Genomic DNA, 13,451 nt, shown 5'->3' on the forward strand with positions numbered 1-13,451 from the left:
ATCACCGATAGCCGGCAGATCCCCGCACGCTCAAGAGGATATAGCCGAAGAAAGGATCGGCGACCGGCACCGCATAGAGCAGCAAGGGCTTGCGGCTGGATGTGTCGCCGCCCGACACCCGACCGTGGATCGCGCGGAGCGCAGAAGGTGCTGCGGGTTGATCCCGTGGCCGCTGCTAACCGCAGGCTGACGGAAGACAATGGAACCCTGATTCTCCATCTCGACCGGCTGCTGGGCACAAGCCAGCACGATTGATTCCACACTATGTCGGAAGTCGATTTCAACACAAGCTATGTCCGTGAGGGGATCTGCGCCGTCCGTCAGACCTGTTTGTCCGGGTCGGCTGTGCGGTCGTTGTGACGATTGCCAAACGGGTTCAGCCCGTCATCTTCTCCTGACTGGATGCCCGGTAGTCCGCCAACCTGAGCATAGGTGCGACGGGAACCCTGCGCGGCTTTCCGATGGACCGCTGGGCGAGCAAATGGCCATAGATCTCGACAGTGCGGATCGCACTGTTGCGAGCGCTGAAATCCCTGATCCGCTTTGCCGCTCCCAGAGAGAGCCGATTGTGCAGGGTCGGGTTTGTAAGAATGCGCACAACGGCGTCGGCCAATTCCTTGCTATTGCCTTCGGAGAAAAGCAGGCCGCATTCACCGTCCAGCACGACCTCTGGGATTGCGCCGCTGCGGGAGGCGACCACTGGAACCTTGTGGACGAAGGCTTCAAGCGGCGCGAGGCCGAAGGATTCATAGCGCGAAGGAACGACCAGACAATGCGCGTGGGCCAGCAGCTTGTCGCGAATGGCGCCCGAGACCTCGCCCAGGAAATGCACACGGCTTTCCTGTCCGCGGGGCAGGGACGCCAGAACCTTTTGCTGCCATCCATCGCTGTCTTTGCCGGCAATGACGATCCGGGCCGCGGGATCGCCCGCCAGAATGGCTTCCAGGGCGCCGAAGAGAATGTCGACTCCTTTACGCAGTTCCAGCCGGCCGATGAAGAGGACTATCTTCTCATCGGCCAGCCCTGCGCAGTCGAGATCGCCCAGCCTGTCGAGATTGTCGTAATTTTCCTGCACATTGAACAGCGGCCAATGTGCGATACCGCCGGGCGCCAGTTCCCAGCGCTCGTCGCGTTCCAGCTTATGGCACCGCTCGATCGTGGTCGCAATTTGGCCGCTGATCGGAAGCACGGCGTCGGCGTTGGCGATAAGCGTCCGCTCCGCGGCATTGAAAGCGGAGGCAGCGCCTCCAGCCACATGCCATAGGTTCATGTCCGCTGCCATTTGGAAAGGTGTCACTAGCCGCAGGACGAGGGGAGGGCGCCGCCACCGTTCGAGGTTAGCGAAAGCCAGTGCCTGGGTATCCTTCAGCGCGCTTTCGACGATGTCGACCCGGTGCTTCTCGTGCAGGCCCGCGAGCCGGGCGAAGGCGCTGAGCGACCAATTCATGTTGTTGCTGAAGCCGCGATCCAAGTGAGGGATCACCTCTTCGCGTGTATCAGTATAACAGACGGTAAGCGGCCCTTGTCGCCAATCTCGATCCTCATGCGAGGGAACGATTAGCGATATGTGATGCCCCATCAGCAGCAGTTCGTTGGCGAGATGATAGTAGAGCGTGCCAATGCCGCTCGCATGCGTGAAAGGCGGTACTTCCTTGCTGATGATGCAGATATGCAGCGGGGCCATGTCCCGTCCGACGGCGTGATAGTCCAGATTGACTGCAAACGGCAGAAAGGCGGGCGGCGTGTCTTTGAACGTACGCGTTTTTGGCCAGTCGCGTGCGTCCGCGAGGCCCTGTTCCATCCCCTCCCAGATTGCCCGCACGCCCGCTTCGCAGGCATCTTCGGTCAATTCGCCATCGTCATGGGCGGCCACCAGCGGAGCGACGCGTTCGGTCGACAGACGTTGTTCCAGATAAGTGCGCAGCATTCGCCCTTCCAGCCCGCCATAGGCCGCAACGAAATAGCTGATGTTCTTACAGACCGTCTTCCGGTCATAATCATGTTTGCCACGCCGCTTGTGGCTTTGGGCGAATTCGTGGCGGACCAGGACGTCTTGGCTGTAACCAACCAGATGCCCCTTTAACTGCAGTCGCAGGCGTAGTTCAGCTTCATCGAGGAAATAGTCGAACTGCTCGTCAAAACCGCCATGGCGGATCGTCGTTTCGCGCACAAAGCTCGAATTGGTGCCGGCAATGGCCCGGTACCATCCGTCCTTGCCCAGCTCCTGCTGCCGGATGCTTATCTTGGTCCTCGCGCGAATGTCGATGCCGATATCCTCGGACTGGAAGCTCAACGTACCGGCGAAGAATACCGGCCCGCCCAGCGCCGCGACGGTCAGCGGACGCTCATTATAGGCGCGAAGGACCGAGTCCACCCAGGTGTCGAAGGGAATGCTGTCGTCATCGATGAACGCCACGATGTCGCCCGCCGCATTCGCAATGCCTATATTGCGGGACGCCGACAGGTTGCAGTGCGGATTCTCCAAGACCTTGATGCCGTTGCCATAGCGGGCGAGATACGCCTTTGTGCCATCGGTGGATGGCCCATCCACCACGACCACCTCGAAATTGGGATTTGACTGGCAGCGCAAATAATCAAGGCAGCGCTTCAGATGATCAATCCGGTTGTAGGTGCAGATGACGATCGACAGCGTCTTGTAGCGATTTCTGGCTGGAAGAAGCGCAGACAGAGCTCCGCGGATCAGATGGCAGACATTTCGTTCTGAAAAGCGGTAAGCATTCTCCCGCTGCCAGTTGACCAGCCGATCATAGGCGCTCCGATCCTCCGAAAGCTTCTGGATCATTGCGACCAACTCGGCCCGATCGTCGATCAGCCCGTGTCCAGCGGTGGTCTCCTTCGCTGCTGCGCGGTCGAGCGCCAGGACCGGCAGACCGCGCAAAGGCGCCTCCACCAGAGGAACACCGAAACCCTCATGTTCGCTGATGGAAACATAGAACTGGCTGCTGCGGAAATAGGCTTCTCTTTCCGCATCACTGATCTTGCTGGTCAGTTCGACCTGATCCTGCAGCTTCAGTTTGGTGATGCGATCAACGATCTTCCGGTAGTAGGGGTCCTGCGGATTGTAGCCGCCGACCAAGACCAGCTTTTCCGCAATGGCAGGATTGGCTTTCCGCGCCTGCGCAAAGACGTCGATCAGGTCGAGTTGGCACTTGTTGGCAACGATCCGGCCGACAAAGAGCCACTGGCCGCGGGAACGGTTGGTATCCGCTGTAGGTCGTGGCGCACTGGGCACGATGATCGGGATGACAACTGACTTGGCCGGATCGGCGCCCGCGGTGTGCAACTCCTCCAGATTATAGGTGCTGGCTCCCCAATGGGCGTGGAACCGCGGCACGATTTCCTTCAGCTGTTCCCGCCCCTTCCGGCAAAATTCGTACAGGGCCGATCCGACCGGGAAGAAGCGGTGCGGAGTTATGTTGTGATAATAGATAATGCGGGTGCAATATTGCTCCAGTACCCAGGGAACCGAATGTTCCGAGAATCCGCAGAAGTGGAAAATGACGATGTCCTTTTCCGTCACCTGTACATCGGTCAGATCCCGGCGGCTGGCCGCAACGTCCTGATGGTGCCATTTCGACAAGACCATGGATTCAAGGCCCAAGCGCTTGAACTGTCGGTCAAGGTTCAGGATCTGGTTGGATACCGCATCGCCGGGGTCCAGTGCTTCCGCGACCTGAATCAGGCGGCCGGTGAATCCGGTGTCGAAAAGAGTTTCCAGAATGCTTTCGTTGCGCACGTCAGAACGCCTGCGCCAAAGCGGAGGTGCGAACGACACGCGCCAGCCCTTCCATGATTCCCGACGCATCGGCCGCTTCTCCCAACGTCCGTCGGGCATCCGCGAACAGCTGGTCGACGCGATCGGGCGGCACGGGCATCTGCTGCACAGACGTCGGTCGACTTGCGTTTAACAGCCGCTGCATGTCGGATAACTGCCTGGCGATCTGCTCATTCTGTTCGAAGAGCTGATATTCAAGGCGGTTGACTGTCCGCTCCATGCGTGCCAGCCCTGTCACCTCGTGAAACCAGCGCAGGAATTTGCTGAACGGTTTCTCCAGCGATGCAAGGCCCGGCAGCTTGACATGCATGGCAGCGGCTTCCTCCGACCGCGAAAGCGACAGGATGATCCGTTCCTTGCTCTCGCCCGACCGCAGCCGCTCAAGATGATGGGCCATGCCGTTCTCGTCGGCATTCCTCTTCAGAATGGCCAAGTATGTTGCGTCAATGAAATGCCGACCATTTAATGCAAGCAAGTCGTTAACATGGTGGATATTATACATGGACGTCCTGGAATATGCGCGATCGACCGCGGTCCTGCCCGGGCTTCGCGATCGACGAAAAAGGGTCGGAATAGACGCTTCGAGCCAGTGTAGAAGTATTTAGGGAAGCTGCGGGCCATTGCGTCGATCGGCAGCCAGTCCCGCGCTTTGAATCTGAGATGGGGGCAGGCCAGCGATCCTCCGGCTTTTCCGGCCGGGCAGCGCCAAATCCGTCGCGCAGCATTGACTTCAGCAACCCTTGGTTTCGTTGAATGATGAGACCTGCTCCCTCCCAGGTCATTCGGCAACAAAAAAGTGCTGATGAGTGTATTTTCCAAGGCGTGCCCGCGATTCGCGGCACCCTCGTTCGCTCGATGGAATGGCGGATGCGCTGCCTAAACTCTGGGCAATTCCTCTTCGTGCCCCCTTACCGCGCGGCGGCTGGCGAGGCCCATCATCAGGAAAGCCGCCAGGGATGCGGCAATGTTGGCGCCTGCGGCGCCGATGGTGCCGTAGACCGGGAGCAACGCCGCCTGCAGGCCGAGAAGCAGGATTGTGGCGACGAAGGTGATCTGCAGCGACAGGCCTGCGCGGTCTGTCGTCATGAGCAACGGGCGGTAGCTTACGCCAACCAGGTCGATGCAGGCGGCGATACCGAGCAGCAGCAGCAATGGATAGGCGGGCAGGAATTCGTGCCCGGCAATCAGCCCCAGCAGCGGATGGCCGATGGTCACGATCAGGGCGATGATGACGGCTCCGGCGATCAGTGCCAGCCGGTTGGTGCGACGGAAAAGCGCGCCCAGTGCCTGCGCGCCATGGCTGGCTTGCGTGCGTGACAGCTCGACGAAGATGCTGCGCGAGAGGAGGCTGGAAATCTTGGTGAGCGAATTGGCAAGCTGGTTGGCAAGGCGATAAAGGCCCGCACCTGCGGGACCGGCGAAGCCGCCCACGACGAGCACCGCCACCTGTTGCCCGACGGAGGCTAGGCTGGTCTGGAGATTGGTCGCGGTGAGGAAACCGACAATTCCGGGATTTTCCCGTCGTGCGTCCAGCGTCCGGCCCGCGCGCCAGCTGCCGATCCGCCCGCGCCCGACATGAAGCGCAAGGCCCCAATAGGTAATCGCGCAGAGCAGTTCTGCCATGCCCCATGCAATGAGATAGCCGGTAATGTTCGGCAACACTATCCAAGCCAGCAGCGCCCCGACCATCCGGCCGATGGGAACCATCGTTTCCGCGAGCGCGCCCGAATCGAACCGGTCGAACAGCCGTAGCACGCCCGTGGGAGAGGAGCGGATGGTGACCATCATGATCATGCAGAACAGCCAGGCCTGCCACTCCATCCCGCCCGACAATTCCAGCGCGTCGCCGAATACCAGGATGACCGCGCCCGCCACGACGCCGCCGGCGAGTGCCGAGCCGACATCGATCAAGATGCAGAAGCGCAGCACCCTGTTGAGTGCGTCGCCATTGCCGGAGGCCAGATGGACTTGGCCATAGCGCACCACGATCTGCCAACTGTCGAAGCTTACCAGCGTTTTCACGACCTGCGCAGCGCTCAGCACCAGGGCGAAGCGGCCGAAGTCGGCGACTCCGAGCGTACGCGTGACGATGGCGAGATAGACGAGGCTGAGCACGGCGCCGACGCCCTTGCCGCCCAGCAGCCAAGCCGTGTTCGCCAGGATGCGCGCAAAGCCCTCACCGGCCCCGCCCGATCCCTGCTTTCCTGTCACTTGGTCCCTGGCCTTTCGCTGAATGCCTGTTATCCGGCGCGCCTATCTAGGGACGTGATCGTGCGAGGGCAAATCTTCCGCAGCTTCCCCCGCGGGTAATTTCGCTTTAAGGCCCCGGACATGAGCATCAGCAAAGCCATCATCCTTTCCGCCGGCCAGGGATCGCGCCTGCTCCCGCTGACCCGCGATATCCCGAAATGCCTGATCGATTTCAACGGACGCACGCTGATCAGCTGGCAGGTCGCCGCGCTGGTCGCCAACGGCGTGACGGACATCGTGGTGGTCACCGGCTTTCGTACCGAACGGGTCGAGGATCATGCGCTGCAACTCTATCGCGAGACGGGCGCGCGCATCCGGACATTGTTTAATCCCTTCTTTCAGGTCGCGGATAACCTCGGCACCTGCTGGATCGCGCGGGAGGAGATGGACCGGGACTTCATCATCCTGAACGGTGACACCATCGTGTCGGATGAGATTGTGGCAAGGCTGGTCGCGGGCGCACAGGACGCCATTACGGTGACGGTCGACGTCAAGGCTGGCGACTATGACGATGACGACATGAAGGTGAACCGGGATGCGAGCGGCCGGCTGCTCGCCATCGGCAAGCGACTGCTGCCGCCCGACACCAATGCCGAATCAATCGGCATGCTGGCGTTCACCGGCGAGGGGCCGGCGATCTTCCGCAACCAGATCGACCAGATGATGCGCACGCCGGAAGGGGTGGAACGCTGGTATCTGCGCGCGATCGATATCATCGCCAAGGGCAACCGTGTCGGCACCGTGTCGATCGAGGGGCTGGAATGGCAGGAGGTCGACTTCCTCCAGGACGTCGAGGCGGCGCGCGCATTGACCGAGAAATGGGTCGCGGAAGGGCGCTACCGCCCGTAGCCGAGAGGCGACTTGCCCGATCGTTCCTGCCTAAAGGAGCCTGCCATGCTGCCCGCCGATACGCCGATCCTGATCCTCACCACCGGGGGCACGATCGACAAGATCTATTTCGACGCGCTGTCTGATTATCAGGTCGGCGAAACGGTCGTAGCGAAGCTGCTCGACATCGCCCGAGTCCGGCGCCCTTTCCGCATCGAGGAAGTGACGCGGAAGGACAGCCTGGAGCTGGACGACATGGACCGCGCGCTGATCCGGGCGCGCGTCGCCGCTGCGCGGGAGCGTCATGTGATCATCACCCATGGCACAGATACGATGACCGAGACGGCGAAGGCGCTGGCGGACGTGCCGGGCAAGACGGTTGTTCTGGTCGGCGCGCTGGCGCCCGCGCGCTTTGGAGAGAGCGATGCGAGCTTCAACCTGGGCATGGCCTTTGCGGCGGCCCAGCTGGCGGAACCCGGTATCTACATCAGCATGAGCGGATCGGTCTTCCGCGCCGACCGCGTGATCAAGGACCGGGAGAAGGGCGCCTTCGTTCCGCTACCGGATTAGTCGCCCTGTTCCTTCGCTGGAACCATGCCACGGCGCTGCGCATTGGACGCGGGCGGGGGGCGTGACGAGGAGGAGGAGTGCATGGCGGACTATCAGGAGCGTCCCGCGACGACGACCACGGTGATCGAAAAGCGCCGCGGCGGCGGGATGACGATGGCGATCCTGCTGCTGGTCGTGGTGGTGGCGGTCGCCGCCTTTTTCCTCGTGAACAGCGAGAGCCGCAAGGACAACGCCGTGGAAAGCGCCGCGACCCAGGTGGGCCAGGCAGCGAGCGATGTCGGCGACGCGGCGAAGGATGCGGCGGGCAGCGTCAAGGGCGAATAGGTTCTCCAACGAAAAGGGCGCCTCACAGAAGGCGCCCTTTCCCTTTTTCCTGAAGGTAAGGGCTTAGCCCTCGACCTTTACATGCTTCGGCGCGGCTTCATTGAGGATCCGCAGGATCTTCTTGAGCGCGCTCGGCTCGTCGGTCTCTTCCATCGCGGCCAGCTCGCGGGCGAGTCGGCTCGACGCGGCCTCGAAGATCTGGCGCTCGGAATAGCTCTGCTCGGGCTGGTCGTCGGCGCGGAACAGGTCGCGGGTCACCTCGGCGATCGACACCAGGTCACCCGAATTGATCTTCGCTTCATATTCCTGCGCACGGCGCGACCACATGGTGCGTTTCACCTTGGGCTTGCCCTTGAGGGTTTCCATCGCTTCCTCCAGCGTCTTGTTGGAGGACAGTTTGCGCATGCCGACGCCTTCGGCCTTGTTGGTCGGCACGCGGAGCGTCATGCGCTCCTTTTCGAAACGGAGGACATAGAGCTCCAGCTCCATGCCGGCGATCTGCTCTTTCTGCAGTTCAATGACGCGGCCTACGCCATGCTTGGGATAGACGACATAATCACCAACGTCAAAGGACAGCGCCTTGGCAGCCATTTGAAACCTTTCCAATCAATCGGGGGACAGGGCCGTCGCGATAGGCATATGAAGGGGGTCACATGCCGGGGAAGGACCGCGGCGCCACCGTCAAGACATGAGTCACTTACTCCAGGACGGGCCGCTTGCCCGTCTGCCGGCGCTATTTAGCAGATTCGTAACAAAATTGCCACCCCTGGACAGGAAATCCGGGATGTCACGAAACGGGACAGGAAAGAAGGCGGTCCGACAGGGCCGGACGATCAGCCCTTGCCCGGCTCCGGAGAGAAGAACTTCTCGAGCTTGTTCTCGACGCCCTTCATCTCGTCGGCGTCGGCAGGGGCTTCGCCCTTGACGGTGATGTTCGGCCATTCCGCGGAATATTTCGCGTTCAGCTCGATCCAGCTTTCGAGGCCGCTCTCGGTGTCGGGCAGAATCGCCTCGGCGGGGCACTCCGGCTCGCACACGCCGCAGTCGATGCACTCGCTGGGATTGATCACCAGCATGTTTTCGCCCTCGTAGAAACAGTCCACCGGACAGACCTCGACGCAATCCATGAATTTGCAGCGGATGCAGTTGTCGGTCACGACATAGGTCATCAGTGGGCACTCTTCGGGGTTGCGACAGAGGCGCCCTGCTATGCCCGGCGCGCGCCAAGGTCAATGAGGATATTGTTGAGGCAGGTTTAGGCGCGGTTTCCGAAGGCGACTCGAAAGTTCACACCGTCGCTGGCCTCATCGGACGGGACGTCGGGAAGGACGGTGCAACCGGATCCATCAAAGTTCACACCGTTGCAGGGCCATGTTTTCCACGGGTTTGCGGGTGGCGGACGAGAGAACGGGCTTCGCACGATGGTCCGTAAACGATGCTCGCCAAAGTACGCGACCGTGCTGTTGGAAGGGCAGGGCGGGAACAGGCCGGACGATGGGAAAGAACGCCGCGCGGCGTGATGCGGATGATAGCATGGGCAGATCGCTGTAGGACAGCGGAGAGTCGGGGGGCAGAAGAGGAGGAGAAGACGCATGCTGAGGATCGCGGTGACGAGCATGCTGGTCGACGACCGGGACAAGGTGCTGGCCTTCTTCGCGACCTGCGGGACTTCGCGGTGAAGCACGACATTCCGGTGGGCGCGCACCGCTGGCTGACGCTGACCGCACCGGGCGAGGGGGACGGGATGGAACTGCTGCGGGAGCCCGACGCACCCGGCGGCCAAGCCTTGGAAAACCCCGCTGGTGGCGGACGGAATACCCTATACCTCCTTCGGCGCGGACGACGACAGCTGCGGCAACCTGATCCAGATGGTCCAGCAGCATTGAGGGGCGCGGGCCGTGATTCCTAAGGAGGCACGGCCCGCGCGCCGGTTCAGTTCAGTTCCAGCATCACGATCGACTTGGCCGGCAGGGTCGCCGAGAGGCTGTTGCCGGCGATCTGCGCGCCGGTGAAGGCGGCGGGCTTCACCCGGTCGGGTGCGGCGAAGTCGTTGAGCGCCTGCATCGTGTCGGCGGTCAGGATGCGTCCGGTCACGCTGCCGGCCGTCACCCCATTCACCGTCGCGCTGACGCTGGCCGGGCTGTTGGGGTCGACGTTCACCAGCGCCAGATAGACCTTTCCGTCGGTGCCGCGCACTGCCGCCGCGCTGACCGCCGGGATCGCCCACTGGTCCTTGTGGTACCAGGTCGATTTCAGCTCCACCGGGATGAAGGTGGCGTCCTGGAAGGGCTTGTAGAGGTCGAAGACGTGATAGGTGGGCGTCAGCACCATCTTCGGCCCGTCGGTCAGGATCATCGCCTGGAGCACGTTGATCATCTGGGCGATGTTCGCCATGCGCACGCGCCGCGCATGATGGGCGAAGATGTTGATGTTGAGCGCCGCGATCATCGCGTCGCGCATCGTGTTCTGCTGCTGCAGGAAGCCGGGGTTGGAACCGGGCGTGGGATCGTGCCACGCCCCCCATTCGTCGACCGCGATCAGTTTCTCGTTCTGCGGGTCGTACTTGTCCATGATCTTCTCATGGCCCGTCAGATACTCGTCCATCTTCAGCGTCTTGGCGAGGGCGCGCGCCCAGCCTTCCTCGTCGAAGTCGGTCGCCGATCCCTTGCTGCGCATCGAGCCGGGGAAGGTGTAATAGTGGACGCCGGTGCCGTCGATCTCGCTGCCGGCCTCGCGCATCATCACTTCGGTCCAGTTATATTCGGCCCAGTCGAACACATTGTGGGTTGCGCCGCTGGCGATCTTCAGCGTCTTGGTGCCGCGCGGCACCTTGATGAAGGTCGAATAGCGCTTCGTCACGTCGGCCGCATATTCGGGGCGCATGTTGCCGCCGCAGCCCCACAGCTCGTTGCCGATGCCGAACCATTGCACCTTCCACGGTTCCTTGTGGCCGTTCTTCGCGCGCAGGTCCGCCAGGCTGCCCGCCGGGGCGGTCATATATTCGATCCACTCCGCCATTTCGGCAGGAGTGCCGTTGCCGACATTGCCCGATACATAGGCTTCGGCGCCGACCTGTTCGATGAAATCGAAAAATTCGTGCGTGCCGAACGCGTTGTCCTCGGTCACGCCGCCCCAGTGGGTGTTGACCTTGACCGGGCGCTGCTTGCGCGGGCCGATGCCTTCGCGCCAGTGATATTCGTCGGCGAAGCAGCCGCCGGGCCAGCGGATCACCGGCACCTTGATGGCGCGCAGCGCGGCGACGACGTCGTTGCGGATGCCGCGCGTGTTGGGGATCTTCGAGCCGGGGCCGACCCAGACGCCGCCATAGATGCCCGTGCCCAGATGCTCCGCGAACTGGCCGAAGATGCGGCGGTCGATACGCGGGCCGGGCTTGGCAGCGTCGATGGTCATCGTGGCGCTGGGGGCGTTCTGCTGTGCCGCGGCGGGCTGCAGGGCAAGCATGCTCGCGCACAAGGCCAAGGCGATCAGACGCTTCATCATTCATCCTCCCTGTTGCCGCCGCATCGTCACGGCCGGCGGGCCGCGCGGCGGCGAACCCGGGTGCGAGGGATTTCACAGCGGGGCGGCACTGTCCAGCCCGGCGGGCACAAAAAAGAAGGAGTATTTCGGCGGTCACGGCGCGTACAACTTGATACAAAGTGGAGGATTGCGGCGCCCCGGCTCTCCTGCAATAGTCGGTGTAATTGAATCGGAAGCGAGCCGGCATCGGACGCGGAATTCAACGGGAGGATCATGTGAAGCACACCATCGCAGCCTTTCTGCTCACGGTAGCGGCCGTCGGATCGGCATCGGCGCAAACCGCCGCGCCGCCGGTCAAGGAGGATTTCAAGCCGTCCTCCCTGAACCAGCCCGGCCAGGAATATCCGCAGGTCAATTCGCAGGGCTATGCCCGTTTCCGCGTGACTGCCCCCGATGCGCAGGCGGTAAAGGTGAGTCTGGGCCTGGGCGGGCGCGGCGGCACCGTGCTGACCAAAGGGGCCGACGGCACCTGGACGGGCACGTCGGAAGGGCCGCTCGACGAGGGGTTCCATTATTATCACCTGACCGTCGACGGCGGCACGTTCAACGATCCGGGCACGCTGAACTTCTACGGTTCGACCCGCTGGGAGAGCGGCATCGAGATCCCGGCGCACGACGCCGACTTCTACGCGCTGAAGGACGTGCCCCATGGTCATGTCCAGCAGGTGCTGTTCCCTTCGCCGAGCACGGGGACGTCGCGCCGCGCCTTCGTCTACACGCCGCCGGGCTACGACAAGAACCAGGCCACCCGCTATCCGGTGCTGTACCTGCAGCATGGCTGGGGCGAGGACGAGACGGCCTGGTCCAACCAGGGCCACGCCAACCTGATCATGGACAATCTGATCGCGGCCGGAAAGACGCGGCCGTTCATCATCGTCATGACCTATGGCATGACCAACAGCATCCGGCCCGGCAGCCCCGGCGGCCTTGCCGCGTTCGACATCAAGCCGTTCCAGACGGTGCTGATCAACGAGCTGATCCCCTATGTCGACACGCATTTCCGGACCCTGTCGGACCCGGGCCACCGGGCGATGGCCGGCCTGTCGATGGGCGGGTTCGAGACCAAGCTGATCGCGCCCAAGCATCTCGACAAATTCAACTATATCGGCCTGCTGAGCGGCGGCACCTTCTCCATGGAGGACGTCAACAGCACGCCGGGTTTCAAGGAGAAGGTGAAGCTGGTCTTCGTCAGCTTCGGCAGCCGCGAGCTGGAAGGCGGACGGGCACGGGCGCCCGATGGTGCACCCCGGCCCGATCCGAAGGCCAATGCCGAAGCGCTGAAGGCGGCGGGCCTCAACAGCGTCTTCTACGTCTCCCAAGACACGGCCCATGAATTCCAGACGTGGCGGCGGAGCCTGCGCGAAATGGCGCCGCTGCTGTTCCGCGACTGAGGCGAGGGGCGTCGGTCTTTAGCCGCCGCCCTCAGCTGCCGATCGTCAACTCCTCATAGCAGCCCTGCGCCTCCGGCGCGGGGCCGCGCCTTGCGGGCAGCAGCAGCACGCGGACGACGCGGACCACGCCGCCGGGATGCGGGAAGGTGATGAGATCGCCGGCACGCACGGGCGCATGAGCACGCTCGATGCGGCGGCCGTTCAGGCGGATATGGCCCTCCTCAGCCAGCTTCTGCGCGATCGAGCGGCTCTTGGCCAGGCGGGCGAACCAAAGGAACTTGTCGATCCGCAGCGCTGGTCCGTGGCCGCCCGCCGGCGCCGCGTCAGCCATTGCGGCCCAGCAACTCGGCCAGCCCGGCAAAGGCGTTGCTGGCTGCGGGCGCGGGTGTGGATGTTGGCGCGGGCTTGCCACGGGCTGGTGCACCGGGGCGGTTGCCGCCGGTGCGCGGTGCGCCCTTGTTCGAGGCGCTTTCGCGTGGCGGCCGGGGCTTCTGCCGGCCGCGGAAGGCCCAGTTGGGGCCGCCTTCGGCCGCCGGCTCGACCGGGCGGAAGCCCGCGGCGCGCATCAGCTGGAGGAAGGATGGCTCGGTCAGGCCCAGCGACACGATCTGCGGGCTCTGCGCGGTGAAGGCCTCACCCTTCGCGATGGTTTCATGCGCGGTGCGGGCCATGCGTTCGGCCATGTCAATGCGCAGCATCTGCTCGCCGAAACCCCGGAAGCCGGCGAGGCGCGCGCCCATCTGCTGCGGCTT

General features: G+C 62.9%; 11 protein-coding genes and 1 pseudogene. 4 read left to right on the forward strand and 8 right to left on the reverse strand.

The window, feature by feature from the left end; all coding sequences use genetic code 11:
- Positions 1 to 376 precede the first annotated feature (376 nt).
- From M529_RS33075 to M529_RS33085, 3 genes are all read right to left on the reverse strand, one after another.
- Positions 377 to 3,757 carry a glycosyltransferase gene (locus tag M529_RS33075; protein ID WP_021317552.1) on the reverse strand — a complete coding sequence of 1,127 codons (3,381 nt, stop codon included), beginning with the start codon at positions 3,755 to 3,757 and terminating at the stop codon, positions 377 to 379.
- Position 3,758: 1 nt separating this feature from the next.
- Positions 3,759 to 4,298 (reverse strand): DUF4214 domain-containing protein, encoded by a 540-nt coding sequence (locus M529_RS33080; protein ID WP_084490988.1) that lies wholly within the window; start codon positions 4,296 to 4,298, stop codon positions 3,759 to 3,761.
- A 374-nt stretch (positions 4,299 to 4,672) separates the two neighbouring features.
- Positions 4,673 to 6,007, reverse strand: coding sequence for a lipopolysaccharide biosynthesis protein (locus tag M529_RS33085; protein ID WP_021317554.1), 1,335 nt, complete (start codon positions 6,005 to 6,007; stop codon positions 4,673 to 4,675).
- Positions 6,008 to 6,127: 120 nt separating this feature from the next.
- On the opposite strand from M529_RS33085, the gene M529_RS33090 reads away from it, so the two are divergent.
- The 3 genes from M529_RS33090 (at position 6,128) to M529_RS33100 (ending at position 7,768) form a co-directional block, all read left to right on the forward strand.
- Positions 6,128 to 6,895, forward strand: coding sequence for a phosphocholine cytidylyltransferase family protein (locus M529_RS33090; RefSeq protein WP_021317555.1), 768 nt, complete (start codon positions 6,128 to 6,130; stop codon positions 6,893 to 6,895).
- A gap of 45 nt (positions 6,896 to 6,940) precedes the next feature.
- A complete protein-coding gene (locus tag M529_RS33095; RefSeq protein WP_021317556.1) occupies positions 6,941 to 7,444 on the forward strand; it encodes an asparaginase domain-containing protein in 504 nt (167 codons plus the stop codon).
- An 81-nt stretch (positions 7,445 to 7,525) separates the two neighbouring features.
- Positions 7,526 to 7,768 (forward strand): hypothetical protein, encoded by a 243-nt coding sequence (locus tag M529_RS33100; RefSeq protein WP_021317557.1) that lies wholly within the window; start codon positions 7,526 to 7,528, stop codon positions 7,766 to 7,768.
- Between the two features lie 63 nt (positions 7,769 to 7,831).
- Here the strand turns inward: M529_RS33100 and M529_RS33105 are convergent, their stop codons facing one another.
- The 3 genes from M529_RS33105 to M529_RS33115 all read right to left on the reverse strand — a co-directional run bounded on the left by M529_RS33105 (position 7,832) and on the right by M529_RS33115 (position 11,269).
- A complete protein-coding gene (locus M529_RS33105; RefSeq protein ID WP_021317558.1) occupies positions 7,832 to 8,359 on the reverse strand; it encodes a CarD family transcriptional regulator in 528 nt (175 codons plus the stop codon).
- 242 nt (positions 8,360 to 8,601) lie between these two features.
- Positions 8,602 to 8,937, reverse strand: a complete 336-nt coding sequence (gene fdxA, locus M529_RS33110; protein ID WP_021317559.1) for a ferredoxin FdxA — start codon at positions 8,935 to 8,937, stop codon at positions 8,602 to 8,604.
- A 763-nt stretch (positions 8,938 to 9,700) separates the two neighbouring features.
- Complete coding sequence (locus M529_RS33115; protein WP_021317560.1) at positions 9,701 to 11,269, reverse strand: alpha-N-arabinofuranosidase; 1,569 nt, start codon at positions 11,267 to 11,269, stop codon at positions 9,701 to 9,703.
- Positions 11,270 to 11,523: 254 nt separating this feature from the next.
- On the opposite strand from M529_RS33115, the gene M529_RS33120 reads away from it, so the two are divergent.
- Complete coding sequence (locus M529_RS33120) at positions 11,524 to 12,699, forward strand: alpha/beta hydrolase-fold protein (RefSeq protein ID WP_021317561.1); 1,176 nt, start codon at positions 11,524 to 11,526, stop codon at positions 12,697 to 12,699.
- A 31-nt stretch (positions 12,700 to 12,730) separates the two neighbouring features.
- Here the strand turns inward: M529_RS33120 and M529_RS33125 are convergent, their stop codons facing one another.
- Entirely contained in the window at positions 12,731 to 13,030 is a 300-nt protein-coding gene (locus M529_RS33125) for an RNA-binding S4 domain-containing protein (protein ID WP_021317562.1), read from the reverse strand.
- Positions 13,023 to 13,451: pseudogene (locus tag M529_RS0124480) on the reverse strand (helicase-related protein); the annotation flags it as partial. The pseudogene M529_RS0124480 and the gene M529_RS33125, both read right to left, overlap by 8 nt.

This window comes from Sphingobium ummariense RL-3 (assembly GCF_000447205.1).
In the GTDB taxonomy this organism is placed as follows: Bacteria; Pseudomonadota; Alphaproteobacteria; order Sphingomonadales; family Sphingomonadaceae; genus Sphingobium; species Sphingobium ummariense.